Consider the following 24,539-nt stretch of genomic DNA (forward strand, 5'->3'; position numbering starts at 1 on the left):
GAGAAACGATTTCAAGATCACCCGGGCCAGCCGTCTGCGCTATCGCACGCGCTATTTCACGGACTCGGGCATCATCGGATCCAGGGAGTTCGTCACCAGACACTACCAGCAGTTCAAGCATCATTTTCAGTCGAAAAACGAAAAAGTACCCAAACCGATTCAGGGCCTTTCGGGGATCTACTCCCTGAAACGGCTTTCTGAATTGATCTGATCAGACAACCTCCCCTATTACAGTGTTTTCAGCCGGTTTAAAGGGCCGGCGTGCGCCCGCACGATAACTCCCCCCCTTAAAGCATCCGCCCATCACTATGTTTCCGGCGATTATCTTGCCGGGTTTGACGCACATGAAGGCTGGAAAGCTCTTTTTAGAGCGGATATTATTGAAAGTTTTATTAAGTGCCTGTCCCTTTCAATTATCGTATCCGAGTATGCCTGTCTTGAATTTTCGCCGACAGTTCCTGAAGAATGAAAAAGCAGTCTATTATCGGTATCGTGTTGTTATCCAGGCGGGAAACATCCTGTTTTGTTTTTTCCGCACTAAGCTTAAAATCCTTCCTTGGTATCATGCGGTATGGGTCGGCATGGATTTCATCAATATAGCCCTGATATATACCGATATCTTTGACAAGTGCTTTTTTTGATACCTCCCTACAGCCAAAACAAAGAAACAGAAACAAAGGCAATACCAACGCAAGCAAGTGCTTGTTTGAATATCTGGTCATCATACGTTCACCGATATGGCTGGTTGACAATTTGCAGATAGCTTGCCAGTTTCTGTAAATTAAAGATACGAGGATGTGATCTTAAAATTCAAGGCATTTTAAATCAAGGCATTTGGTACCATAAAAATAAATTCCGCTCGGTGGTGATAGTAAGAGACCATCGTGCCTTTTCGGACGAAAAAATAGCTGTTGCCGATGGATGTTATCAACACCAGCGTTTGACATTGCAACATACTGATACCATAACCAACGTCAGCATATCAACACCATGCAAAATTAATCACCCCACCCGCCCTCCTTTATGCCGACTTCTGGGAAGGCAAGGTCGTTGGCGTCTCCGATGGTGACACCATCAAGGTCCTCAAGGACGGCAAGCAGGTAAAAATTCGCCTTGCAGCTATCGACTGCCCAGAAAAAGGCCAGCCCTATGACCAGAAGGCCAAACAGTTCACGGAAAATCTGGTCGCCGGTAAGATCGTCAAAGTCTGGGAGACCGATACCGACCGGTATGGTCGTATCGTCGGTTTCGTATTTGCTGGCGACAAGAACCGAACAAGGAACTCCTGTCTGCGGGTCTGGCGTGGCACTATAAGAAATATAGCCGTGATCCTGAGCTTGCTAAGCTGGAATTTGAGGCACGATCGGCTAAACGAGGGCTATGGGTTGATCCTGATCCTGTGCCGCTGTGGGAGTGGCTGAGGAAGAAACGGTCATGGTGGAAATCGGGCTACGCGAACCGCTGTTGCCATTATCTTGCCGTCAATGCGCTGAAAATCGTTATATACGTCGATTGGGGTAAGATTGAGATGACACCTAAACCATGGTGAGGGTTAAATGAGATCTTGAACGAAACCGCTGATTAGAAAACCTGTGTCCCGTGTTATTAAAAACGGCCGACAACCACATCAGAAACCCGATTTCCGGAAACGGATTTCGGGTTTCTTTCGTTTGCGCGGTATGGAGGCTCCTAATTTTTAGTACCGAACCTGTGCCACGGGTGTCGTGGTCTGCCCCACCGGGAGATGTTTTGCATTTGTCCAATTCAAAAATATACGAATGATGTAAGCTGATACCAAGCTGGCCAGGGTTAAACTAATGCCTCCGATCAGATAGCCCGGAACTCCCAATACGAATGCGAGAAAACCGCTTATGAGGACTATCACCATATAGACACCATGGCCGGTAAGTACCGCCATAGGCTTTTTCTCCCATGCTGCGAGACCCTCGCTATACGCACGCAATGCCACTGCAAAAGGGAAGGTGATGAGGGATATAGCGATGATACGAATCAAGGCTAACTCGTTTAGGTCTATTTTTTGGAGAGCAACATAATAGAACTCAATTAATCCTGGAATAATAAAAAGCAGCGGTAAAAGGCCCAGAATTAGACCCGCGACAATGGTAAAACGGATAATCGGTGTTTCAGTATGTTGTGAGGGCGGAAAAGCAAGAACCACCGCCTGAATACGAGTTGCAGCATAGGCAACCGGATTTGCCAATCCGATGGCCAGAAAAAAGATCGGAAGAATCCGTTCAGGCTCCGGGGCACGCGCAATAAAGGCACTCAGGATCAGGATTGACAAGGCCAAGAATATTCCCCCTGTCGCAAGCGGCAGGTTGAAAAAAAAGATTTCCCGGGCTTTGGGCGCGGGTTTGACAGCAGATGACAGTCGGCGAAGGAAGTCCCTGGCTAACAGCATGGAAATAACGACCTCAAGTAATACCGGGATAGTCAAACATACTATGGCCCAGATTGGCCCGACTAAACCTATGAAGCAAAAAAGCCAAGAGAGCAGTGCAGTCAAAATGATTCGACCGATAGTTGCAAAACTGGCACGTCCGGTGGCAAGTGCATTATATAATGCAACCTGATAAGGGATTCGCAAAAAAAAGAAAAACTGTAGAGGCACGGCTGCCAATAGAGTGATTTGGGCTGGTTGCTCGATAGATAGGGGCAGACCGATAATACGTCCGAAAATTAGATGCGAAACCGAAGGGATGCACAGCATGCTTTGAATCAAGCATATGTATATCCCGGACCAGACACAAACCCGCCAAAAGGTTTTATAGCCTTCACGGGTTCTCGCAAACACCATACCCGTGGTCATGTAATAAATAGCAAAAATGCCTAAAAAAAACATGACTGTGCCAGATTGGACTATGCCCGCGAGATTTAATGGCCCACCTTCTCCGCGTGATGCCACCATAGCCACCAAAGGATGGGAAAAAGCCTGTGCCATTGCCTGGAGAGCCAATGGAACGAAGAATCGCGTAATATCCCTGTAGCCGGTAGGTGGCTTTAAATCTATTTTGTCAAATTTATCGCTGATTTTATTTTCCCCGCCCTTCCATAAACAACCTTATAAAAAGCACTTGGTGCACAATAGGGACACAAAATTAAAAAAGGGTCACAAGCTTTCGCCTGTAACCCCTTGATATATTTGGTAGCGGGGGCTGGATTTGAACCAACGACCTTCGGGTTATGAGCCCGACGAGCTACCAGACTGCTCCACCCCGCATCATTGCTTGCAAATGTGATAAGTTAGCAGACCATTGGCGGTTTGTCAAGGGGAAATAAAATCATTTTACGATTTTATTCATTTCCAATCTGCCGACCAGTGTTACTTCATCCACGACTGAATCAATGCGTCCAGCCGCCGGCGCTCTTTTTCCCGGTCGCTTCCCTCCCTGGGCGTTGCCAGCAGCAGCTTGGTCCTGCTGGAGTGCCCGGATTTGATCTCCACCTTGGATTTCGGCAGGCCAAGGCATTCGGCCAGGAACCGGACGCACATCTTGTTGGCCGCGCCTTCGACCGGCGGGGCCTTGAGTTTGATCTTCAGTGCATCCCCGTGGCGTCCCACGATCTGATTTTTCGACGCCCGCGGTTGTACGTAGACCTTGAATGCCAATCCGCGGTCGGGACCGCCCGGCCTCACCCGGCCACCTCCCTTTCCAGGACCGCTTTTATGAAACCAGGCGGCCGGACGATGCGGCCGTCGGCATTCACAAAGGCGTGCTTTGTGAATCCCTTGACCAGGTTCTCCCCGGACTCGGCCCTGAAGATGCGGTACTCGAACTTCATGCCGGCCCGGAAGGAGGTGTCCACCGAGGTTTCGATGGTGATAACGTCATCGTACGCCGCGGACGCCAAATACTTGCAGTAGGCTTCCGAAACCGGCATGATATACCCTTTCTCCTCGATGGCCTTGTAACTCAGGCCATAGGACCTGAACATTTCAGTCCGACCGACCTCGAACCATTTCAGGTAGTTGGCGTGGTAGGCAACCCCCATGTTGTCGGTGTCGGCGTAAATGACGCGGTAATTGGTCTGGTGAAATTTCATGGGTTCAGCATCTCTTCCATCACGGCTTGCAGTTCATCGTAGCTGTAGGTGGCCGGCAGCTCCGGGTACTCGTCGCGGACACTATCCGGCGGGTTGAACAGAATGCCCTGTTCGGCCTCCTTGAGCATGGTGATGTCGTTGTAGGAATCGCCCACGGCGATAATTTCGTATTCGAGCTGCTTGAGGCTCAGGACGGTTTGGCGCTTTCCATCCTTCTGGCGCAGGTTGTAATCGACGACTGCGCCTTCCCGGTCCACCGTCAGGGAGTTGCAGAACAGTGTCGGCCACCCCAGCTTCTTCATCAGGGGCTTGGCGAACTCCACGTAGGTGTCGGAAACGACGATCACCTGCGTTCGTGAACGCATCCACTCCAGGAATTCGAAGGCGCCCGGCAGCGGTTCCATGGTTTGAATCACGTCGGTGATGTCTTTGAGCTTCAAGCCGTTCGCCTTGAGAATGCCCAGGCGCTTTTGCATTAAAACGTCGTAGTCGGAAATATCCCGCGTCGTCAGCCGCAGGTCCTCGATACCGGTTTTTTCAGCCACCTTGATCCAGATCTCGGGGGTGAAGATGCCTTCCATGTCGCAGCAGATGATTTCCATGTGGTTCCTTATAATCATGGCTTTGGAAAAAGTTGTATAAAATTGCTTCGGGCATCAAGTCTATGGTTATAGGTATCTGACAGGATTAACAGGAGTTACATGATAGTTATGGGTAAAGGGAAAACGGAACGAAGCGACTATTTACAAATAGACGACATAGGGCTTCGTTGAATTCATAAGAGCCTGTTAATCCTGTCTCATAATTCTTCCGGCCGCTTTCACGTCCCTTCCCTTTCGTCTTCTATGCGGATCAACACCGGCTTTTCCCCGACCACGTCCAGACGCTCTATTTCCTCAAGGGCCCTTTTCACATCGGCCTCCAACGCGCTGTGGGTAAGCATCACCAACGGCACCGAGCCGCTTGTCTTTCTGCCTTTCTGGTGCACCGATTTCAGGCTGATCTCATATTTTCCCAGGATTCCCGATATATTGGAAAGCACGCCGGGTTTGTCGAGTGCGGAAAATCGGAAATAGTAGTGGGTCCGCAGGTCCTCCACCGGTATGATCGGAATCCGGCCGACCCGCTCCGCCAGGCATCCCAGCAACGGGACCCTGCCGGAAATACCTGCCATCAGGTTGCGGGCCAGGTCCACGACGTCGCTGATTACGGCGCTGGCCGTGGGCATCATCCCCGCGCCGTGGCCGGAAAGGAGGATATCGCCCACCGCGTCCCCTGAAACCGCCACCGCGTTCAGGGTGCCGTTCACGTTCGACAGGATGTTGTCGAACGGAATCATGGTGGGGTGAATTCTGGCCTCGACCATCCCCTCCTTGAGCTTGCTGATGGCCAACAGCTTGATCCGGTATCCGAACTGAGCGGCAAATTCGATGTCCAGGGGGGTGATCTTGGAAATCCCTTCGATGTAGATGTCGTCGTAATTGATGGCCATGCCGTACCCCAGGGCCGCCATGATGGCCAGTTTGTGGGCCGTGTCGAAACCGTCTACGTCCAGGGAGGGGTCGGCCTCGGCATACCCGTTGGCCTGGGCATCCGCCAGGGTGTCTTCAAACGTTCCGCCCTCGTCGGTGATCTTCGACAGAATATAGTTACAGGTGCCGTTTAGGATTCCGCTAATGGACTGGATGCGGTTGCCGACCAGTGACTCCCGCACGGTTTTGATAATGGGCATGCAGCCGCCCACGCTGGCCTCGTAGGCCACGTCCACGCCCTTTTTCGCGGCTTTTTTGAATATGTAGTTGCCGTGTTTGGCCAAGAGCGCCTTGTTGGCGGTGACGATCTGTTTGCCGTTATCGATGGCCCGCAACATGAGCTCTTTCGCAATACCCTCCCCGCCGATCATCTCGATGACGATGTCGATTCCGGGGTCGTCGACGACCCTGGCGGCGTCCGTTGTCAGAATCCGCCTGTCGATGGCGATCCCCCGGTCTTTCTCGATGTCGATGTCGGCAATGGATTTCAAAACCAGCGGAACCCCCACGCGCGCCTCGAGCACGTCCATATTTTCCGTGAGCATGCGGGCGACACCCGTCCCCACGGTTCCGAGACCGAGCAGACCAATTTGAATCGTTTTCATGAAACGAAATCCTTCATTTTTTTATTTCAGGCAAAAACAGCACCTTTTATCACGAAAGAACGCAATAAATAAAACAAAATAATCGCACGGCAGGGCCTTTCGTGGGAATATTTTGTATTACATTATCTTTCGAATGCCCCTCACGGCCTGGTTGATGCGCATGTTGTTCTCTATCAGGGCAAAACGGACATAGTCGTCCCCATACTCTCCAAATCCCAGTCCCGGCGACACGGCCACCTGGGCCTCCCTGATCAGGAATTTGGAAAACTCCACGGATCCCATGTGCAGGTACTGGTCCGGAATTTTCCCCCAGACGAACATCGTGCCTTTGGGGCTCTTGATATCCCATCCCACGCGCTCCAACCCGCTGATCAGGGCGTCACGCCTGTCCCGATAGGTGTCGCAAATCTCCCGGACACAATCCTGGGGGCCTTTCAAGGCGATGATGGACGCGATCTGAATGGGTTGAAAAATGCCGTAGTCCAGATAGCTTTTGATCCGGCGCAGGGCGGCCACGGTCTCCCTGTTGCCCACGCAGAAACCCACCCGCCAGCCGGGCATGCTGTAACTCTTCGACAGCGAAAAGAACTCCACGCCGACCTCTTTGGCGCCTTTGGCCTGCATGAAACTGGGGGCCTTGTAGCCATCGAAAACGATGTCCGCATAAGCAAAATCGTGAATCACCATCATGTCGTGGTCCTTGGCGAAATCCACGATCTTCTGGAAAAACGTCAAGTCGACCACCTCGGTCGTGGGGTTGTGGGGGTAGCTGATCACCAGAATTTTAGGGCGGGGCCAGGTTTGCCGGGTGGCGGCTATCAGATTCTCGAAAAAATCGCTTTCCGGCCCCACCGGTATGCCCCGTACATCGCCACCGGCAATGATGGTCGAATAGGGATGAATGGGATAGGTCGGATTGGGCGTAAAAACCACGTCACCCGGCCTGATGGTCACCAGGATCAGGTGGGACATTCCCTCCTTCACCCCGATGGTCACGATGGCCTCCGTTTCCGGGTCGATATCCACGTCGAACCTGTGCTTGTACCAGTCGGCAATGGCCATGCGTAGCTTGGTAATCCCCATGGAGGCCGAATAACGGTGGTTGTGGGGCTTTCCCGACGCCTCCACCAGTTTGTCGACGATGTGTTGCGGCGTTCCCAGGTCCGGGTTTCCCATCCCCAGATCGATGATGTCCTCCCCGTTGCGCCTTGCATCCATCTTTATCTGGTTGACGGTGGCAAATACATAGGGTGGAAGACGGTCCAATCTGGCAAACTTCGTCATGCTGACACTCCTTCCGTGGCCGTCTGCACCCGATCACGCTCGCGGCCCGCTACCTGGAAACCGGCCGGCGGGCCGCTGGCACGGAGGTTGACGGAAACGTTCGAATGCTTGTGACTGATAAAATAACATAATTATTTACAGGACTTCGGCGCTTATGTCAAAAATTTGTTTTGACTTTTAAAGCGAATACGATTAATTTTTCGTTAAACATTAAACGGCGGGAATAGAAATGGACAAATCGCTCACCTATGCGGATGCCGGTGTGGACATCGAAAAAGCCAATCTGCTGGTTAAAGGAATAAAAGAAATTGCCAAAGCGACCTACAAGGCCGGCGTGATGGGTGATATCGGCGGCTTCGGCAGCCTCTTTTCGTTGAACACCGCCCACTATGAAAGGCCGGTTCTGGTCAGCTCCACCGACGGTGTCGGCACCAAGCTCAAACTGGCGTTCATGAGTGGAAAACACGACACCATCGGCATCGACCTGGTTGCCATGTGCGTCAACGACATCGCCGTGCAAGGGGCCCTGCCGCTCTTTTTTCTCGATTACATCTCCATGGGCAAGTTAGACAACGACGTGGCCATGAGCATCATTGCCGGCATCGGCGAAGGGTGCAAATTGGCCCAGTGCGCCCTCATTGGCGGTGAAACCGCGGAAATGCCGGGTCTCTACGCAGAGAACGAATATGATCTTGCCGGCTTCACGGTGGGCATCGTGGACAACGACAAGATCATCGACGGATCTGAAATCCACGTGGGCAACCAACTGATCGGCGTCGCCTCCAGCGGACTGCACAGCAACGGCTTTTCCCTGGTCCGGAAAATCTGTTTCGAACGACTGAAGCTGAGTCTCGACGCGCACGTGCCGGAATTGGGAAAAACCCTCGGAGAGGAATTGCTGACGCCGACCAAAATATACGTCAACTCCATCCAGAGCATGATTAAAAACCTGCCGGTGCTGAGCCTGGCCCACATCACCGGCGGCGGTTTCGAGGACAACATCACCCGTGTCATCCCAAATGCCTGCAGCATTGTCATGCACAAAAGAAGCTGGGACGTACCTCCCATTTTCGCCTTCCTCCAAAAAGCCGGCAAAATCAAAGACCACGAAATGATGCGAACGTTCAACAACGGGCTGGGCCTGGTTGCCGTCGTCCCCGAAAAGGCGGTGCAGGATGTCCTGGAGCGCTTGAACGTTCTCGGCGAAAAAGCATTCGTAATCGGCGAAATCGTTGAAAGGAAGGACCGGAAGGAACGGATTGAATGGGTGTGATCCAAACCGGCTGATGCCCGCCCGGAAATGGGCGCATTGACCGTTTATGGATGGGCAGCGGCTGTCGAAAGCGTACACGATCGCACCCGGCCCCCGTGTCCCGTAATAACACGTTGTATTCCCTGATAAAATGGCTGTCATCAAACACACATGTCGTCGACTCGGTTCGCTGTTGTCCAAATTCTTGAAGTGGATCGAAAAAGGACAGAACGGGTCGTCCGCCTGCAAGACCTGAGGGGTATCTGCAAGCCGCCCCGGGCGGGGCGACCGGCGCTGACGCGCGGCATCGATGGTCATTCGCTTCGCTGTTATTTGGCCTCCGGCCGTAATTTGCGCTGACGCGCGTAATTCATAGTATTTGAAAGCTTATTGCTAAAAGTGACAATAAATGACGCACGAAGTGCAAATAACACCCGAAGGGCGAATGACGGCCCAAGGCCTAATCACGAACGAAGGGTAAATGACGGCCCCAGGGCAGATGATGCTGATACTCGGTATAGAAACATCCTGCGATGAAACCGCCGCTGCGGTCGTTCAAAACGGACATCTGATTCGCTCATCGATCGTCGCCTCTCAAATCGACGTACACCACCCGTACGGCGGTGTGGTGCCCGAGCTGGCCTCGCGCAAACACATCGAGGCCATCGTCCCCGTCGTTAAGGAAGCCCTGGACGCTGCCGGGGTCGGAGCCGGCGATATTCAAGGGGTGGCCGCAACCCGGGGGCCCGGCCTGGTCGGCTCGCTGCTGGTGGGTTTCTCCTTTGCCAAAGCCTTTGCCTTTGCCATGGGGTTGCCCTGGATCGGCGTAGATCATCTGGAAGGCCACATCAATTCGGTCTTTCTCGGCCCCGAGCCGCCGCCCTTCCCCTTTGTCGCCCTGCTCGTATCCGGCGGGCACACCGCCATCTACCATGTCACGGCCCACACCGACCCGCAGCTGCTGGGACAGACGCGCGACGACGCGGTCGGTGAAGCGTTCGACAAAGTCTCCAAAATGCTGGGGCTGGGTTATCCAGGCGGCCGGATCGTGGGTGAAATGGCCGCTCAGGGAAATCCGTCCCATGTCGTCTTAAAAAGGCCCTACCTCGACAAAGAAGCCTACGACTTCAGCTTCAGCGGCATAAAAACCGGGGTGAACCGGATCATTCAGGCCAGGGGGCCGCTGGACCAACACCTCATCCGGGACATTGCCGCCGGCTTCCAGGAAGCCGTCGTGGACGTCCTGTCATACAAACTGCTCAATGCCGCCCGTCGCAAAGGGTGCGATCACATGGCCATCGTGGGAGGCGTCGCCGCCAACGACCGTCTGCGCGAAAGGGTCGTGGAGGAAGCCGCCCGCAAGGGCCTCGCCGTCCACATACCGCCCCCGGACCTGTGCGGCGACAATGCCGCCATGATCGCAGCCGTCGGTTATCACTATCTTCGCCGCGGCGAGACATCGGATTTGGATTGTGACGTGTACTCTCGTAAGGTGTAAAGCGTGAGAGGTGAGATGTAAAACGTATGGCGCAAGGCAATATCAAAGCATCTGGCCTCTGATCCTTGGCTCCTGGTTCCTTGAACCGTATACCGTGCACAGAGAAAGCGGTCGGAGATCAGAAGTCAGAATTTTAACTTATAACCCCCGTCATCCCTGCGCAGGAGGCTGTGTCGCAATCCGCTTTGGCAGGTTTAAAACCCTGCGCTACATGATCGGGCAAACAGATAGACAGAACCAAACTGTTATCAATGTAGGTCAGATCTTTAGCCCTGAAAAATTTTCCTGGTAGCACTATTTGGTGAATAATGAAACAGCCTCCTGCGCGGGGATCTATTCCTGCCGTAAGCGGGATGCTGGATCCTCGATGCTGGATGCATTGCGCAACCGGCATACAGATCCAAGCGTTGAAAAATCCGTCGATGATATGAACACAATACGAAACAACACCCCCCGCATGCCATACAAGGACTTCACCCCCTCTCAAAAAGCGGGTCAGCGCCTCATGGTGGGATTCGAGGGAACCCGCTTCGGCCCGGAACTGAAACACCTCATCAGCACGCTGAAGGTCGGCGGTATCATCCTCTTTGCCGAAAACATCGCCGACCCGGAACAGGTTCGAAACCTGTGCACCGCGGCCCAGCAATGCGCCGCATCCTGCGGTCAGCCGCCGCTCTTTATCGCCGTCGACCAGGAAGGCGGCAAGGTCGCCCGCCTCAGACCGCCCTTCACCGAATTTCCGGGCAACCCCCACATGAAAACCCGCAGGGACGCGGTCCATTTTGCCGACGTCACCGCCCGGGAACTGAGCTCCGTCGGCTTCAACATGAATATGGCGCCGGTTCTGGACGTGGCCCTGCCGGGCCCGGAGGGCGTTATGAAAGACCGGTCTTTCGGAGATGACCCCATCCGGGTGACCGAACTCGGCATGGCCGTCATCCGGGGGCTTCAGGCCGGAGGCGTCATGGCCGTGGCCAAGCATTTTCCCGGCATTGGAAGAACCCGCCTGGATTCACATCTCGACCTTCCCTTTTTGGAGGCAACGCCCCGTCAACTGGAAGCATGCGACATGCCGCCCTTCGAAGCCGCTATCCGCGAAGGAACGGCGGGCATCATGCTGTCGCACATCTGTTACCGCCGGTTGGACGAGGTATGGCCGGCCAGCCTTTCCAGAAAAATATGCGCGGAACTGCTGCGGAAAAAAATGGGCTACCGGGGCGTGGTGATGACCGACGACCTTGACATGGGGGCCGTGGCCGCCCATTTCGACACCCCCACCACGGTTCACCGTGTGCTGCAAGCCGAGGTCGATATCGCCCTGATCTGCCACAAGGGGCCTGCCATCGAAACAGCCTTCGAGGAAATTCTGCGCATCCACGAAGACAACCCGGACCTCGCCGCCAAAGGGATGGATGCCCTGACGCGCATAATGAAATTAAAAGATCTATACCTGCGCTGACGCGCGGTATTTGTAGTCATTCGCTCGCGCTGTCAACGCCGCAATTGATACTTCCGCACCGCCTTTTCGTGCGCCGCATAGGTTTTGGAAAACTGGTGCGTGCCGTCCTTTTTGGAAACAAAGTAAAGATAGTCCGTGTCTGCGGGGTACAAAGCGGCCTCCAGGGCCCCGGCACCCGGATTGGAAATGGGCCCCAGGGGCAGGCCTTTGATTTTATACGTGTTGTAAGGGGTCCGGGTCTTGAGATCCCTGCGGGTCAGGTTGCCGTTGAAATCCTTTATGCCGTAAATCACCGTGGGGTCGCTGGCCAGGCGCATGCCCCTTCGCAGCCGGTTGTGGAAAACGGAAGAAATGAGCGGGCGCTCCGCAGGCTCGCCGGTCTCCTTTTCGATGATGGAAGCCAGAATCACCACCTGATGAACGCTCATGTCGATTTCCCGGGCGCGCGCTTCCCACGCCGGCTTGAACACCTGCCGGAACCGCTGCACCATGGTCTGGATTATCTTTTGGGCCGAAACGCCCCTGGGGAAATGATACGTGTCCGGAAAAAGATAGCCCTCGAAGGAGCTTGCGGGAATGTCCAGCCTGTGGGCGAATTCCTCATCATTGGCGGCCGCCGTAAAGCGCTTTTCCGATCCCAAACCGGCGGCCGGCATCATCCGGGCGATTTGCACCAGGTTCAAGCCTTCGGGGATGGTAATCCTGTAGAGCCGCACCTTTCCGCTGACAATGATGCCCAGGATCTTTTTGGGGCTATACGAAGACGACAGCCGGTATTCTCCCGCCTTGATGCGCTTGTCATCCCCCTTCAGGCGTGCGTACAGGTTGAATTTAAACGCGTCGGTGACAATGCCGCGGGCGTGCAGATCGGCGGCCGTGGCCTTCAGTCCCCGGCCCGGCGGGATCACTACGTCTTGTTCGACACCCTCCACGCTCCCCGGCCTGGCGGCGAAATTAAGCAGGTTCAGCAAGGCGCCGCCGGCCAGTGCCACGAGGATGAGCAATACCACCGCGACAATGATGATCTTCTTCTGCATGCCTTTCCTCAAGCCCGGGCGTTTCGATGGTTACGTGTAAACCAGGATCCGAGGAGTCATATATATTGACATTCAACGGTAAAATCAATAAGCAACGAACTGTAGACCGGTTGCCGTCGATGATCACGCACCGACGCGTGCCACAAAGCGAGAAACAGCGATTGTTTTCTTCCACGGCTCAGGACCGTACTTGCCGTTTTTAAAAGTGGTTGACCGTTTCTAACGTAAGGATTACCCCATGGCGAAACCGAAACTGAAGGAACACCTCATCAACAGGGAATGGTGCAAGGGCTGCGGTATATGCGTGCACTTCTGCCCCAAAGCGGTGCTCGAACTGGACGACCAGGACAAGGTGGTTGCCGCGAGGCCCGAAGACTGCATCTGCTGCAGACTCTGCGAGCTCAGATGCCCGGACCTGGCTATCGAAATCGTCACCGAAGAAACAACACGACCCGAGGCTTGACGCATGGATAAAAACATCAGATTCATTCAGGGCAACGAGGCGTGCGTGGAGGGTGCGCTCTACGCCGGACTGGACTTTTTCGCCGGCTACCCCATCACCCCCTCCACCGAAATAGCCGAGCATCTGTCCAGCCGGCTTCCCCGAAAGGGGGGCAAGTTTGTCCAGATGGAGGACGAAATCGCCTCCATGTGCGCCATCATCGGCGCTTCGCTGACCGGAAAAAAGGTGATGACCGCCACCAGCGGGCCCGGGTTCTCCCTCAAACAGGAGGCCCTGGGCTACGCCATCATGACGGAAATCCCCTGCATCATCGTCAACGTGCAGCGCGGCGGCCCTTCGACCGGCCTGCCCACCAGCGTGGCCCAGGGCGACGTCATGCAGGCCCGCTGGGGAACCCACGGCGACCACGCCATCATTGCGCTCACAGCCTCCAACCACCAGGACGTGTTCGCCGTCACCGTGCAGGCCTTCAACCTGGCCGAAACCTACAGGACGCCGGTGGTGCTCCTGTTCGACGAGGTGGTCGGCCACATGCGTGAAAAGCTCGTTATCCCCGAACCCGGAGCGATTCCCCTGGTGGACAGGCTGCGGACCTCCGTGAAGGAGGGGGTGGATTACCACCCTTACCTGCCCCGGGAGGACGGCCGCCTGCCCATGTCCGATTTCGGCAGCGTCCACCGCTACAACGTGACCGGCCTGTATCACGACATGTGGGGGTTCCCCACCACCAAGCCGGAAATTGTGCAGGGCCTCCACCGGCATCTGGTGGACAAAATCAGAAACCACGTCAACCAGATCGCCATGTTCAAAGAGTACTACCTGGAAGACGCCGAGTGTGTCCTGATCTCCTACGGGTCGTCTGCCAGGTCAGCGCTGCACGTGGTCGAATCCAGGCGCCCCAGGGGTGAACGCCTGGGGCTTCTGGAACTCCAAACCCTGTGGCCCTTCCCCTACCAGTTGATCAAAGAAAAGTGCAAAAGCGCCAAGTACATCCTGGTGGTGGAGATGAACGCCGGCCAGATACTGCGGGCCGTGAAAAGGGCTGTCAGAAATCCCGAACGCGTGTTCCTGGCCAACCGGGTCGACGGGGTCTTCATCACCCCCACCGACATCAGAAACATCCTCAGGATCATCATGGGAAAAGGGGCGTAACGTTATGGCCATCAAAGATTACATCCGGGAAAGATTCTTTCCGCATATGTGGTGCCCGGGCTGCGGACACGGCATCGTCATGAACAGCATGCTGCACGCCGTCGAAAAACTGGGTTTCAGTAAAAACGAAATCGTCATGGTGTCCGGCATCGGCTGTTCGTCGCGCATTTCCGGCTATGTGGATTTTCACACCCTGCACACCATTCACGGTCGGGCGCTGGCCTTTGCCACCGGAGTCAAGCTGGGGCTGCCCGAGCTCAACGTCATCGTTCCCATGGGCGACGGCGACGCCCTGGCCATCGGCGGCAACCATTTCATCCACGCCGCCCGGCGCAATATCGACATTACCGCCATCGTCATGAACAACCGTGTTTACGGCATGACCGGCGGCCAGTTTTCGCCCCTGTCCGGCTACGGCACCAAAGCCACCACGGCCCCCCTGGGCAACATCGACCACGGGTTCGACGTCGCTCAGCTGGCCACCGCGGCCGGGGCCTCCTTCGTGGCACGCTCCACCACCTACCACGTGCAACAGCTGTCCGACATCATCCGCAAAGCCATCCTGCACGAAGGGTTTTCGGTGGTCGAGGTGCTGACCCAGTGCCCGACCTACTTCGGCCGCAAGAACAAAATGGGCGATGCGGCGGAAATGATGGAGTGGTTCAAAGACAACACCACCTCCATCGGCTCCAAGGCCAAAAAGGAAAACGACGCCTTGATCGAACGCGGCATCTTCGTCCAGAAGAACATCCCCGAGTACTGCGAGGAATACGATAAAATCATCGCCCACGCCATGGAGGGAAGCTGATCATGGAACGATGCAGACTGGTGTTTTCAGGATCCGGAGGACAAGGGGTCATCACCGCGGCCATCGTGCTCGCCGAAGCCGCCGTGCTTCATGAAGGCCTCATGGCGGTCCAGTCCCAGGCATACGGACCGGAAGCCCGGGGCGGTGCCACCCGCAGCGACATCATCATCGCCGACGAACCCATCAACTACCCCAAGGTCATTCAGCCCAACATCCTGGTGTGCCTGACCCAGGAAGCCTACAACAAATTCTACGCCATCGTGCGCCCGGGGGGAATTCTGATCACGGACAGGCGGTACGTCAAGACGCGGCACAAGGCAGACGCCCGCCAGAAAGAGATACCCATGTATGAGTCGGTCATGGAAAAGATCGGCAAACCGATCGTTTTTAACATCTGCATGCTGGGCACGCTGCTTTCCATTACCGAGCTGATCAAGCCTGAATCGATCATGAAGGTTCTCGAAACCCGCATACCGGCGGGCTTTCTGGACCTGAACCGGGATGCCCTGGAACTCGGTATGCAACTGGGCGAGGAATACCGGTAAGCGGTCCGAATCGATGAATGCAGCCACTACTGCAGATGCCGGCCTCTACATCCACGTTCCTTTCTGCGTGAAAAAGTGCACCTACTGCGACTTCTATTCGGTAACCGACCTTTCGGACGTGGATGTCTTCGTGGAAGCTGTCGTGCACGAGATGCAGCTTTTGGTGGGGGAACCGCCCCTGGTTTTCGACACCCTCTATTTGGGCGGCGGAACGCCCTCTGTTCTGCCCCCCGACCAAATCGGCCACCTGGTCGAAAGGGCTCGCTATCATTTCAACTTCCGGGATGACGTCGAAATCACCATCGAAGTCAATCCCGGTACGGCCAACCTCTCCCACCTGCGCGCGTACCGGCAGATCGGCATCAACCGCATTAACATCGGCGTCCAATCCTTTTCCGCAGACACGCTGCGTTTCCTGGGCAGGATCCACACGGCGGACGAAGCTGCCGCAGCCATAACCGCAGCGCGCCGGGCGGGCTTCGCCAATCTGGGCGTCGACCTGATCTACGGCATCCCGGCACAGACCCCGGAAGCCTGGCAAAAAGACCTCGAGCGGGCCGCCGCTTTTACCCCCGAGCACCTCTCCTGCTACACCCTGACCTACGAAGAGGGAACGCCCCTGTGGCACCGCAAAGCGAGGGGGGAAGTCGATCCCCTCGACGAGAACATGGTCGGCGATCTTTTCGCGGCCACCCAGGCGTTTCTGGATAGACACGGCTACGAGCAGTACGAAGTTTCCAATTTTGCCAAGCGGATGCCGGCGCCGCATCAACCCGGGAGTCGGGTTTCCCGGCGTTCGCGGCACAACATGAAATACTGGTCGGGAGCACCCTACATCGGCCTGGGCCCCTCGGCCCATTCGTTCACCCCCCCTTGCAGGCGTTGGAACGTCACCGATCTTAAGGACTACATCGCCCGCCTCAGGAACGGCGAACCACCCGTCGAAGCAAGCGAAACCCTGACCCGTGAGCAGCGCCTCACGGAAACCTTGTACCTGTCGCTGCGAACGGTCGAAGGCATCGACGTGCCCTTCCTGGAGCAAACCTTTGGACTGGATTTTCACGACCTTTACGGTAAGATTGTCGATGATCTGACGGAACAGGGGATGATTGCGTTGACAGGCGCACGCTGTGCGCTCACACCAAAGGGCCTGCGTTTTCTGGACGGGATCGCCGCCCTGTTTGTCGGCCAATAAAATCGTGTACCACGATTTTATGAAACGCGACTACGTCGCTCCTATGTGAAAAACCAAAAGATCCAGAGATCAGAGGCCAGAGATCAGAGGTCAGAGATCGGAGATCGGAGATCAGGGTCGGAAGCCTGAAGCAAGGGCAATCTAACCACCCCGGTGAAACTAAAGAAACGTCAGATTTCACTGGGCAAACAAAAAACGTTCACCCCGTTAAATAAGATTTGATCCGCCTTTGTAGATACATTCTACCACGAAAGGTCTTCTATTGTTGGTTGCGTCCACCTTCCCTTTTTTATGCTGATCAAATCTTTGCTTGAGATCGCCTTGCGCCTTATGCCCTGGGCCATACGTCTCACGTCTCACTTTTCACGGTTCAAGGTGTACGTTTCACTTCTCACGCACGGTTCAAGGCCCTCCGGCCGAGCGGAAATCGAGCCGGTAGGCCTTGCCGCCCCGCTGCAGCACGATATCGTCCGGGTTGATGCGGCTGACTGCGTACCCCTCGATATCGTCCCCCTCCCGCAGCACCTGGCTGTTGACGACCGCCAGACGTTTTCCCGGAGTTTCACTCCAGGATATGGCCTGTACCTTCATAGCGACGCCTTCGAGCCGGTCCATCGGCACGGGTTCCTCCTGCGAAGGCTTCTTTTCGGGCGCTGCATCCTGGAAATCGGCCGCCCCTTTTTCCGCAACGGCCGGCGGCGGTGCAAGTTCCCGGGCAACCATGGCCATGGGCCGCTTTTCTTCCGGCGGTTTATTTACCACCGCCGCCGTTTCGGTTTCGACATCACGCCCGGCAGCGGTTTCCTCCGATAGTGTCCGTTTTGCGACGGGGTCGTTCCCCGCGGCTTCCGCTGTGGATATGCCTGCGGGACCTGCCGCCGGGCGTCCGCTTGCCGAGGGCGGAATGGATTCCGCGGGATTGTCCCGGCGGGCGGTCTGCGCCGTTTTCCGGTCACCTGTTGTCGGCACGGGCCTTTGTTCGGAAGCGGTGCCCACAGGCTGCGGGCCGGGGGTTTTCGCCGGTGCGGCCCGGTAATACACCACCAGCCCGATGGCCCCGAAGCCCAGGCAAATCCCCCCGATGACGGCCAGGACGTATTTTGGAATCGAAACGCCTCCGCCGGCGTGAACCCGTGTTGGCAGGGGCCCCTGCCGCGAGGTTTCCCTTTCCAGTTTCTTCAGTGAATCGAGAATCGAGCTCAAATGCCGTCATCCTTACAGTAGATACCCGGGTCCGTAGGACCCGGCACTGGTTTCACCCTGGAAGGGTGTTGTTTCAATACCGCTGAAGCAAGAAAATTCTAAATCCCAATATCCAAATTCTAAACAAATCCAAATATCAAATGACCTAACCCGCATACACCCAAAAAGATAAAGATCATTTATCACGATGCTTCCCTTAAAAGCGGCTCATAGACCACCAGCCGCGGCGCCGGGTAGTCCTCCTTTTCGTTGTAAAGCGCGATCTTGGTCAACGGCCCCACAAACCCGTCTGCTTTGAGACCGTGCCGTCGCTGGATCTCCTTGATGATCGCCCGGGTCGAAAGGTCATATACCGGTGTCAAGGCCACGTCTTCGTATCCGATATCGCGCAGCATCATCTTGAGCATAATCACGGCCCCCTTGGGGTAACTGAAGGGCAGCGTGCCTTCGAAGCCCAGGTGATTCTTCCACGCAATCAGGGCCCGCCCCTTGAATTGAGCCACCAGGGCCTCATAGGGAACCGCGACGCCGGCATCCGCTCCCTGCGCCCGGAAAACAGCCTGATGCGCCTGAATCTTTTCCAGCGCCAGGTATACGGGCAATTTGCCGCCGGAAGACTCGAACCTGAAAATTGCCGGCAGATTCAGTCTCCTGACCAGGTCCGGATCGCCGTCGATCGCCTCTATTTCCAGCCCGTGCTGCTTCGCCACCAGGTTGAAAAAGGCGTCGTCGTCTGCGATGCTCAACAGATAGGGTTGTATCCGCCCTTCGACCGACCACAGGGAGAGCAGATTCGACATGGCGCTGTAGCGCGTTTCCGCCGCATCGACCTGTTCGATATACGTCTTGAGCGCCACCGGCTCCGCCCGCTTCTCGGGTGCGGGTGTCTTTGGTGCGGGTTCCACCGGCTCCGGCGCCGCCGGTGAAAGGACGACGGCCGGTTCCTTCCCGGGATCCGGCGCCGGTCGCGACAGGGCCCCGAGCGGCGCCCACCCGATCTCCCGGTGCACGATCCCCGGCAGCAGCAACACGGCCACCACCGCAGCGGCGGCAATCAATCCCATGGTTACGGTTCTGCGTTTCAGGGGAAACCGTTTCCGATGGTCGCCGCGGCTCCACAATTCGCGGATCGCCATGCGCACCATGCTGCCCGACACCCGCTTTTGGTTCCGGCTGAAAGCGATCAGCAGCGACCGGTCACAGATGATATTGATCAGACGGGGGATGCCGTTGGCGTGTTTGAAAATCTCCTTCAGGGCGGATTTCGAAAAAAGGTGCGCCGGTTTGGTGAGGGCGATTTGCAGGCGGTGCCCGATGTAGGCACAGGTCTCTTTAAAGCTGAGCGGCGCCAGATGGCAGCTCAGGGTCACCCGTTGACCGAGTTGCCTCAGTTCATGAGAATCCAGCATTTCCGCCAGTTCGGGCTGCCCCACCAGAATGATCTGAATGAGCTTGCTGCGCGTCGTTTCGAGGTTCGACAAAAGCCTCAGCTGTTCGAGAACCTCGACGCTCAGATTCTGGGCTTCGTCGATGATCAATATCACCTTCCTGCCGTCCGCCTTCATCTGCATGAGGTAGGCATTCAGGGCATCGACCAGCGCCTTGGCGTCGTTCGCGGATGCGGTAATGTGCAGCTCATCGTTGATGGCTTTGAGCAGTTGAACTTCATCGAGCCTGGGATTGAATATATAGGCGGCTTCGGTATCGTCGGTCAAGCGGTCCAGGAAAACCCGGCACAGGGTTGTTTTGCCCGTGCCGACTTCACCGGTGATTTCCACGAATCCGTCCCCGTGCGCCGCGGCATATTCCAGATGCGCCAGGGCTTCTTCATAGCTTTTGCTCAAGAACAGGTAGGTCGGATCCGGAAGCAGCTTGAAAGGCCGTTCTTTGAAGCCGAAAAAACCGCTGTACATATCGTTTCTCCCTTACGCTTCGGAGGCCGTCCGGATGATCCTGCCGCCATGCCTGCAGGTGTGCCCGGGGCGATACCCCATCGGCACCCGCCCGGACGGGAGGCGCCGTCCCCTGCCTATGGACGGGGCTGGGCGCCGCCGGAAGCCGTCGCTCTCTTCGCGCTGATTTCAAACTCGCAGATGAGCGGCACGTGATCGGAAAATTTCACCTGGGGAATCTCGAACGAGACGATGTGAATGTCGCGGCTGTGGAAAATGTAGTCCAGCTGCCTGCGGGGGGCACGGCTGGGGTGCGACGGCTCCCCGTTGCTGTTGGCATTTTTCAACCCGGTCGCGGCCAGAAAAAGCTGCAGTTCACGATCACCCCACAAAACGTTGAAGTCACCGGCCACGATGACCGGCTTGTTCCGCTTTCTCACTATTTTATGCAGCGTCTCGAGCTGGTATTGGCGGTGCCGGAACTTGATGGACAGGTGCACCAGAAAGACGACGCACTCTGCAAGCTCCAGCTCTATCACCAGACGCTTGACCCCTTCGCGGAAGTAGTGAAACCGCCGGGAGACGATCTCCTGGTTGGTGATGATGGCATTGCCCTGCTTGTTGAGCACCGGCACCCGTTGAGCGACGGAGGTCGCCGCATACTTGGACCGGTAGATATGGTTGTGCTGAAGCTCCCAGGCAATGGACTCGGCCTGGTTGCTTTTGCTGGCACGAAACGAACCGGCATCCACTTCGATCAGGCCCATGATGTCCGGGTTGACGGACACGATGAAATCGATGATCTTCTTGAGGTTGCCATCCGTGTGCTTTAAATAGCCACTGTAGGGCACCGGCAGGTGAAAAAACCTGCCGATCCCCGCGGCATACCTTATATTGTACAGTAAAAACTTCAACTTTCCTGTTCTTTTGACCGCGGCGGCTTGTCCGGCGTAGCTCGAAGAGCGAAGACGGAAGCCGCATTCATTAAACGATTCGCCCGGTCTTTTTAAAAAGACCGGGCGAATCGTTTAGGTGGAGAGAGCCTTGATCAGCACCCCCAGGTAAAACCGTGCGTGGCTGATGGGTGCGGCCATATTGCTTCTGTGGTTAGCGAAAATACTGCTGTAATCGCTGTTCAGGATAATCCAGGGATCGATTTCGATGGCGTGGTGGCACGACTCGATGGCGTTTTGCAGTACCTCCAGCCCTCCTTCCCGGCTGACCATGATGTTGAAGTCGGCCTCGATGGCCTGCAATATGGTGTACAGAGCGCTGGCCACCCCCTTGGCATAAAAGAAATAGTCGTCGGCCGCGAAAAAGCCGACCTCGCTTCCGTCGGGTTCATGCCTCTTGACCAGGTTCTCGTCACAGCTCCCCAAAAGGTCCTCATAGGCTTCCAAAAGGGGAATCAGGTTGTCCGTGCGCGTGTAGAACTCCGCCTCGCCCTGCGCCAGCTTGTCATAGTAGTGGCGCAACTCCTTCAAACCGTCCTGGTATTTGGATTCGGCCGACGGGAACCAGTACCGGTCGGCCTTGATCATGAACCAGTTCATGGCATTTTCCAGATTGGGGTCGAAGCGGGCCGTGCTGCCTGTCCGCGAAATGCGTTCGGCCAGAATGCGCGACGTTCTCCGGGTCACCTCGAGAACGCCCAACTGAAAATTGTTCACGTTGTCCGTCCACTCGACAATGTCATTGGGCCGCCAACCGTAACGCCGTTGGTTCAGTTCGTAATCCATGGGTTGAATCACGGCATCCACGAAAGCCATTCCCGCCACCGGGTATGTTTTCGCCGGCGCTCCGCCGTGTCCGCCGGCTTCGTCCGCATCCTTCTGTGCCGCGCCGCCGTGGCCGGTCGCCGCCGTTTCCCCCGCCGGTTTGCGGGCCGGCTCGCCAGCAGCCGCGGGCGCATGCCCTCCGGAAACCGATACCTTTCGGCTTGTCGCTGATTCATGGGACTCAGCAGCCGCGTGGGTGACGGCAACCTGCGGCTGCATGGGTGACGTCGCAACCGGCGCCGCCTCCTGTGTCCCGGCAGGTTGCGTACCGTGACCGGATCCCGCAGCATCCCCACCGGCGGTGTGGGCATCGACCGCCTGCTCATCCCCGGCGGGTTGCGCGTCATGCTGCCGTACGGTCGATGCTTTGTCCGGCAAGACCTCTTCCGGCACTTCAAAATATTGAATCACGACCCACAGAGCCGCCAGGGCAACCACCACGACCGCGAGGACGGGCAGCATGTGCTTGATGACGAATCTACCAAAACCTGCGGCGCCGGAAGTGCTCTTTTTATCTACCATGAGTTTGTATTCCTTTCCTCAGTTTAGGCCTCTCCCTATGCAAACCAAATTACCTGTTTTCCCATACCGCTTCGGCAAACGCATCGCCCGCGGCGCAGGAAGCCCTCACTGTCCTTTTCTCAGTTTCCGGCTGTCCCCCACCCGGAGGGTCACGTTTTTGGCGTCGAAATACTCCAGCAGGGGAATGATATACTTGCGCGAAGCGCCCGTCATCTCTTTGAACTGGGGTGTGGTAATCTCCCCGTTGGCCTTCAGGAAGTCCACGAGGCGCTTTTTGAGCTCCTCATAAGGCTCCCCGTGAAAAAACAGGTCCTCCTTGGCCTTGATCATGGTGCCTTCGTTCACCAGCAACATGAGGACGTCCTTGGCGACGACCGGATCGACACCCAGCGTCTTGGTGACCTCCTTGAAATAGGGCGGTGTGAGCCCGCTTTCCAGGTAGATCTCCAACACCTTTTTCTTGATGTCAGCCTGATCCATGCCCAGTGAAACCTTGTGACTCGCCAGCCGCACGGCTTCGCCCTCCTGGGCGATCTTGCCGGCCTTCAGCATCTGGTTCATCACCACGCTGAACAACTTGTCCGCGGCATTCACCGGGAACTTCGATTTCAGTTCTCCCTTGGACATACCGGTTTTCAAGGGATTGGCCCGATGGTACCTGTCGAGATTTACCACCATCTGTTCCTGCAGGGCATCGAACACGTCCCGGTGGACGAACAGCCTGCTCTCCTTGTCGATCTGTATGATCTCCCTGGTCGACGAGAGCGCCTGAGTGATGGACGTCAACCGCTTTTCAGGCAAGTTGGTCATGATGACCAGATCCGCAAACGTCACCCCGGAAACCCCGGCATCTTTCACATGAAAAGAGGCGATCGCTTCCGCCGGGCTGTCGATAAGCCCTTTCAGGCCCTCGATGACATCCACCTGAAACTGCTTGTGCTTCTGTGCCACCGGGTTCAGGACCCTGCCCCCGCCTATGGTTCGTACAGGCGAATAGCTCCGGATAACGAAGCGGTCGTCCCGGACCAGCGTCACGGGCGTGTCCAGCCGTATCTGGGCCACAATGTCCTCACCGGGATTCAGTTCCTCTCTGTCCAGCAGCACCAGATAGCCGAAGACCTCACTGGTCCCCGTGTGGAAACGCACCTTGGTCCGGTTTTTCGCCGGCTTCCGATTGCTGTCTAGGAAATGCAGGCTCACGTCCACCATGTAACTCGGCCGCAGGGCGCCCGGTGTGGAAAGCACCTCGCCGCGGTTCACCGAGGCCTTTTCCAGCCCCTGGAAATTGATGGCCGTGCGCATGCCCGGGCCGGCTTGCTCCACGCTCTCGTTGTGCACCTGTATGCCCCTCACCTTGGAGGTGGTCATGGAAGGAAAAATGGTGACGGTGTCTCCCACCTTTATGCTGCCGGAAACCAGCGAGCCGGTGATCACCGTTCCAAAACCCTTCATGGTGAAAACCCGGTCGACGGGCAGTCTGAACAGGTTGGTCAACGGTCTGTCCGGGACCTTGGCACTCAGTTCCTCCAGGGCGGCAATGAATTCCCGAACCCCCTCGCCCGTTGCGGAGGACAGCGGAACGATGGCGCAGTCTTCCAGAAAGGTCCCCCTGGCGAAATCCCGGATATCCTCGGTGACCAGTTCCATCCACTCCTCGTCCACGAGATCTGTCTTGGTCAGAGCGATCAGGCCGTGTTCGATGCCCAGAAGGGTGCAGATCTCCATGTGCTCGCGGGTCTGCGGCATGACCCCCTCGTCGGCGGCGATGACCATGGCTACCATGTCGATGCCCGTGGCGCCGGCAACCATGTTTTTCACGAACTTTTCATGACCCGGCACATCGACAATGCCCAGGTGCCACCCGCCGGGCAGGTCGATCGAGGCAAACCCCAGTTCGATGGTGATGCCCCGCGCCTGTTCCTCTTTCAGCCGGTCGGTATTGACGCCGGTGACGGCTTTGATGAGGCTGGTTTTACCGTGGTCGATGTGTCCGGCGGTTCCGAGTATAATCTGTTTCATTTATTGTGCTTCCGGTTTCGAAAGAATTCCGTCACATAGGACATGCCAATCAGGAAAACCGCCAGACCGGCCACCCACGCCGGGTTGACACTTCCGTAGAAAAACCGGGTGAGCATGACGGCAAAAAACACCCCCAAAATTACCCGCATGACCATTATGTTGAAATTCTTCAATCGCTTCACCCAGCATTGGGAACGCTTGCCGGACCGGTGTTTTACCGTATGCCCTTT

Annotated in this window: 22 protein-coding genes, 1 tRNA gene and 1 pseudogene; 10 read left to right on the top strand and 14 right to left on the bottom strand. The window is 56.2% G+C overall.

What is annotated here, in order from left to right; all coding sequences use genetic code 11:
- Both LJE94_07420 and LJE94_07425 read left to right on the top strand, forming a co-directional pair.
- On the top strand, window positions 1-211 hold a 211-nt coding region (locus tag LJE94_07420; protein MCG6909940.1), incomplete at its 5' end, for a hypothetical protein.
- An 895-nt stretch (window positions 212-1,106) separates the two neighbouring features.
- A pseudogene (locus LJE94_07425) lies at window positions 1,107-1,549 on the top strand (thermonuclease family protein).
- Between the two features lie 147 nt (window positions 1,550-1,696).
- Here the strand turns inward: LJE94_07425 and LJE94_07430 are convergent.
- From LJE94_07430 to LJE94_07460, 7 genes are all read right to left on the bottom strand, one after another.
- Window positions 1,697-2,962 (bottom strand): hypothetical protein, encoded by a 1,266-nt coding sequence (locus LJE94_07430; protein MCG6909941.1) that lies wholly within the window; start codon window positions 2,960-2,962, stop codon window positions 1,697-1,699.
- A 202-nt stretch (window positions 2,963-3,164) separates the two neighbouring features.
- Window positions 3,165-3,241: transfer RNA gene (locus LJE94_07435), tRNA-Met, on the bottom strand.
- A 102-nt stretch (window positions 3,242-3,343) separates the two neighbouring features.
- Window positions 3,344-3,658: a DUF167 domain-containing protein gene (locus LJE94_07440; GenBank protein ID MCG6909942.1), complete on the bottom strand. Its 315-nt coding sequence runs from the start codon at window positions 3,656-3,658 to the stop codon at window positions 3,344-3,346.
- Window positions 3,655-4,065, bottom strand: coding sequence for an acyl-CoA thioesterase (locus LJE94_07445; GenBank protein MCG6909943.1), 411 nt, complete (start codon window positions 4,063-4,065; stop codon window positions 3,655-3,657). The genes LJE94_07440 and LJE94_07445 overlap by 4 nt, the downstream gene beginning before the upstream one ends.
- A complete protein-coding gene (gene thrH / locus LJE94_07450; protein ID MCG6909944.1) occupies window positions 4,062-4,667 on the bottom strand; it encodes a bifunctional phosphoserine phosphatase/homoserine phosphotransferase ThrH in 606 nt (201 codons plus the stop codon). The genes LJE94_07445 and thrH overlap by 4 nt, the downstream gene beginning before the upstream one ends.
- Before the next feature lie 218 nt (window positions 4,668-4,885).
- The gene (locus tag LJE94_07455) at window positions 4,886-6,202 is read right to left on the bottom strand and encodes a homoserine dehydrogenase (protein MCG6909945.1); all 1,317 of its coding nucleotides are present in this window, start codon (window positions 6,200-6,202) and stop codon (window positions 4,886-4,888) included.
- A 117-nt stretch (window positions 6,203-6,319) separates the two neighbouring features.
- Complete coding sequence (locus LJE94_07460; GenBank protein ID MCG6909946.1) at window positions 6,320-7,486, bottom strand: aminotransferase class I/II-fold pyridoxal phosphate-dependent enzyme; 1,167 nt, start codon at window positions 7,484-7,486, stop codon at window positions 6,320-6,322.
- A gap of 229 nt (window positions 7,487-7,715) precedes the next feature.
- Here LJE94_07460 and purM point away from each other — a divergent pair, with 229 nt between their 5' ends.
- From purM to nagZ, 3 genes are all read left to right on the top strand, one after another.
- A complete protein-coding gene (gene purM / locus LJE94_07465) occupies window positions 7,716-8,759 on the top strand; it encodes a phosphoribosylformylglycinamidine cyclo-ligase (protein ID MCG6909947.1) in 1,044 nt (347 codons plus the stop codon).
- Between the two features lie 481 nt (window positions 8,760-9,240).
- Window positions 9,241-10,236, top strand: a complete 996-nt coding sequence (tsaD, locus tag LJE94_07470) for a tRNA (adenosine(37)-N6)-threonylcarbamoyltransferase complex transferase subunit TsaD (protein MCG6909948.1) — start codon at window positions 9,241-9,243, stop codon at window positions 10,234-10,236.
- A gap of 427 nt (window positions 10,237-10,663) precedes the next feature.
- A complete protein-coding gene (gene nagZ, locus LJE94_07475) occupies window positions 10,664-11,695 on the top strand; it encodes a beta-N-acetylhexosaminidase (GenBank protein MCG6909949.1) in 1,032 nt (343 codons plus the stop codon).
- A gap of 32 nt (window positions 11,696-11,727) precedes the next feature.
- On the opposite strand, the gene mltG is transcribed toward nagZ, so the two are convergent.
- Window positions 11,728-12,732: an endolytic transglycosylase MltG gene (mltG, locus tag LJE94_07480; GenBank protein MCG6909950.1), complete on the bottom strand. Its 1,005-nt coding sequence runs from the start codon at window positions 12,730-12,732 to the stop codon at window positions 11,728-11,730.
- A 238-nt stretch (window positions 12,733-12,970) separates the two neighbouring features.
- Here mltG and LJE94_07485 point away from each other — a divergent pair, with 238 nt between their 5' ends.
- From LJE94_07485 to hemW, 5 genes are read left to right on the top strand one after another with little or no spacing between them, the layout of a single operon-like run.
- Window positions 12,971-13,195, top strand: coding sequence for a 4Fe-4S binding protein (locus LJE94_07485; GenBank protein ID MCG6909951.1), 225 nt, complete (start codon window positions 12,971-12,973; stop codon window positions 13,193-13,195).
- A 3-nt stretch (window positions 13,196-13,198) separates the two neighbouring features.
- On the top strand, window positions 13,199-14,347 hold the full coding sequence (locus LJE94_07490) for a 2-oxoacid:acceptor oxidoreductase subunit alpha (GenBank protein MCG6909952.1): 1,149 nt from the start codon (window positions 13,199-13,201) through the stop codon (window positions 14,345-14,347).
- A 4-nt stretch (window positions 14,348-14,351) separates the two neighbouring features.
- The gene (locus LJE94_07495) at window positions 14,352-15,155 is read left to right on the top strand and encodes a 2-oxoacid:ferredoxin oxidoreductase subunit beta (protein ID MCG6909953.1); all 804 of its coding nucleotides are present in this window, start codon (window positions 14,352-14,354) and stop codon (window positions 15,153-15,155) included.
- Between the two features lie 2 nt (window positions 15,156-15,157).
- On the top strand, window positions 15,158-15,700 hold the full coding sequence (locus LJE94_07500; GenBank protein ID MCG6909954.1) for a 2-oxoacid:acceptor oxidoreductase family protein: 543 nt from the start codon (window positions 15,158-15,160) through the stop codon (window positions 15,698-15,700).
- A 13-nt stretch (window positions 15,701-15,713) separates the two neighbouring features.
- The gene (hemW, locus tag LJE94_07505; protein ID MCG6909955.1) at window positions 15,714-16,895 is read left to right on the top strand and encodes a radical SAM family heme chaperone HemW; all 1,182 of its coding nucleotides are present in this window, start codon (window positions 15,714-15,716) and stop codon (window positions 16,893-16,895) included.
- Between the two features lie 402 nt (window positions 16,896-17,297).
- On the opposite strand, the gene LJE94_07510 is transcribed toward hemW, so the two are convergent.
- From LJE94_07510 to LJE94_07535, 6 genes are all read right to left on the bottom strand, one after another.
- Window positions 17,298-18,098: a general secretion pathway protein GspB gene (locus LJE94_07510; GenBank protein MCG6909956.1), complete on the bottom strand. Its 801-nt coding sequence runs from the start codon at window positions 18,096-18,098 to the stop codon at window positions 17,298-17,300.
- A gap of 182 nt (window positions 18,099-18,280) precedes the next feature.
- Complete coding sequence (locus LJE94_07515) at window positions 18,281-20,011, bottom strand: AAA family ATPase (protein ID MCG6909957.1); 1,731 nt, start codon at window positions 20,009-20,011, stop codon at window positions 18,281-18,283.
- Between the two features lie 116 nt (window positions 20,012-20,127).
- A complete protein-coding gene (locus tag LJE94_07520; GenBank protein ID MCG6909958.1) occupies window positions 20,128-20,904 on the bottom strand; it encodes an endonuclease/exonuclease/phosphatase family protein in 777 nt (258 codons plus the stop codon).
- A gap of 114 nt (window positions 20,905-21,018) precedes the next feature.
- On the bottom strand, window positions 21,019-22,290 hold the full coding sequence (locus LJE94_07525) for a DUF2333 family protein (protein MCG6909959.1): 1,272 nt from the start codon (window positions 22,288-22,290) through the stop codon (window positions 21,019-21,021).
- Between the two features lie 105 nt (window positions 22,291-22,395).
- Entirely contained in the window at window positions 22,396-24,309 is a 1,914-nt protein-coding gene (selB, locus tag LJE94_07530) for a selenocysteine-specific translation elongation factor (protein MCG6909960.1), read from the bottom strand.
- A complete protein-coding gene (locus tag LJE94_07535; GenBank protein ID MCG6909961.1) occupies window positions 24,306-24,482 on the bottom strand; it encodes a hypothetical protein in 177 nt (58 codons plus the stop codon). Before LJE94_07535 ends, selB begins: the two co-directional genes overlap by 4 nt.
- Window positions 24,483-24,539 lie beyond the last annotated feature (57 nt).

Source organism: Deltaproteobacteria bacterium (assembly GCA_022340465.1).
GTDB lineage: Bacteria > Desulfobacterota > Desulfobacteria > Desulfobacterales > B30-G6 > JAJDNW01.

Excerpts from the sequence above, each read along its gene's own strand:
- LJE94_07445 (MCG6909943.1), bottom strand. The coding sequence starts at position 4,065 with ATGAAATTTCACCAGACCAATTACCGCGTCATTTACGCCGACACCGAC.
- LJE94_07525 (MCG6909959.1), bottom strand. The coding sequence starts at position 22,290 with ATGGTAGATAAAAAGAGCACTTCCGGCGCCGCAGGTTTTGGTAGATTC.
- LJE94_07460 (MCG6909946.1), bottom strand. The coding sequence starts at position 7,486 with ATGACGAAGTTTGCCAGATTGGACCGTCTTCCACCCTATGTATTTGCC.
- LJE94_07430 (MCG6909941.1), bottom strand. The coding sequence starts at position 2,962 with ATGGCACAGGCTTTTTCCCATCCTTTGGTGGCTATGGTGGCATCACGC.
- LJE94_07515 (MCG6909957.1), bottom strand. The coding sequence starts at position 20,011 with ATGTACAGCGGTTTTTTCGGCTTCAAAGAACGGCCTTTCAAGCTGCTT.
- LJE94_07455 (MCG6909945.1), bottom strand. The coding sequence starts at position 6,202 with ATGAAAACGATTCAAATTGGTCTGCTCGGTCTCGGAACCGTGGGGACG.
- LJE94_07500 (MCG6909954.1), top strand. The coding sequence starts at position 15,158 with ATGGAACGATGCAGACTGGTGTTTTCAGGATCCGGAGGACAAGGGGTC.
- hemW (MCG6909955.1), top strand. The coding sequence starts at position 15,714 with ATGAATGCAGCCACTACTGCAGATGCCGGCCTCTACATCCACGTTCCT.
- selB (MCG6909960.1), bottom strand. The coding sequence starts at position 24,309 with ATGAAACAGATTATACTCGGAACCGCCGGACACATCGACCACGGTAAA.
- thrH (MCG6909944.1), bottom strand. The coding sequence starts at position 4,667 with ATGGAAATCATCTGCTGCGACATGGAAGGCATCTTCACCCCCGAGATC.
- LJE94_07490 (MCG6909952.1), top strand. The coding sequence starts at position 13,199 with ATGGATAAAAACATCAGATTCATTCAGGGCAACGAGGCGTGCGTGGAG.
- LJE94_07495 (MCG6909953.1), top strand. The coding sequence starts at position 14,352 with ATGGCCATCAAAGATTACATCCGGGAAAGATTCTTTCCGCATATGTGG.
- purM (MCG6909947.1), top strand. The coding sequence starts at position 7,716 with ATGGACAAATCGCTCACCTATGCGGATGCCGGTGTGGACATCGAAAAA.
- mltG (MCG6909950.1), bottom strand. The coding sequence starts at position 12,732 with ATGCAGAAGAAGATCATCATTGTCGCGGTGGTATTGCTCATCCTCGTG.
- tsaD (MCG6909948.1), top strand. The coding sequence starts at position 9,241 with ATGCTGATACTCGGTATAGAAACATCCTGCGATGAAACCGCCGCTGCG.
- nagZ (MCG6909949.1), top strand. The coding sequence starts at position 10,664 with ATGAACACAATACGAAACAACACCCCCCGCATGCCATACAAGGACTTC.
- LJE94_07485 (MCG6909951.1), top strand. The coding sequence starts at position 12,971 with ATGGCGAAACCGAAACTGAAGGAACACCTCATCAACAGGGAATGGTGC.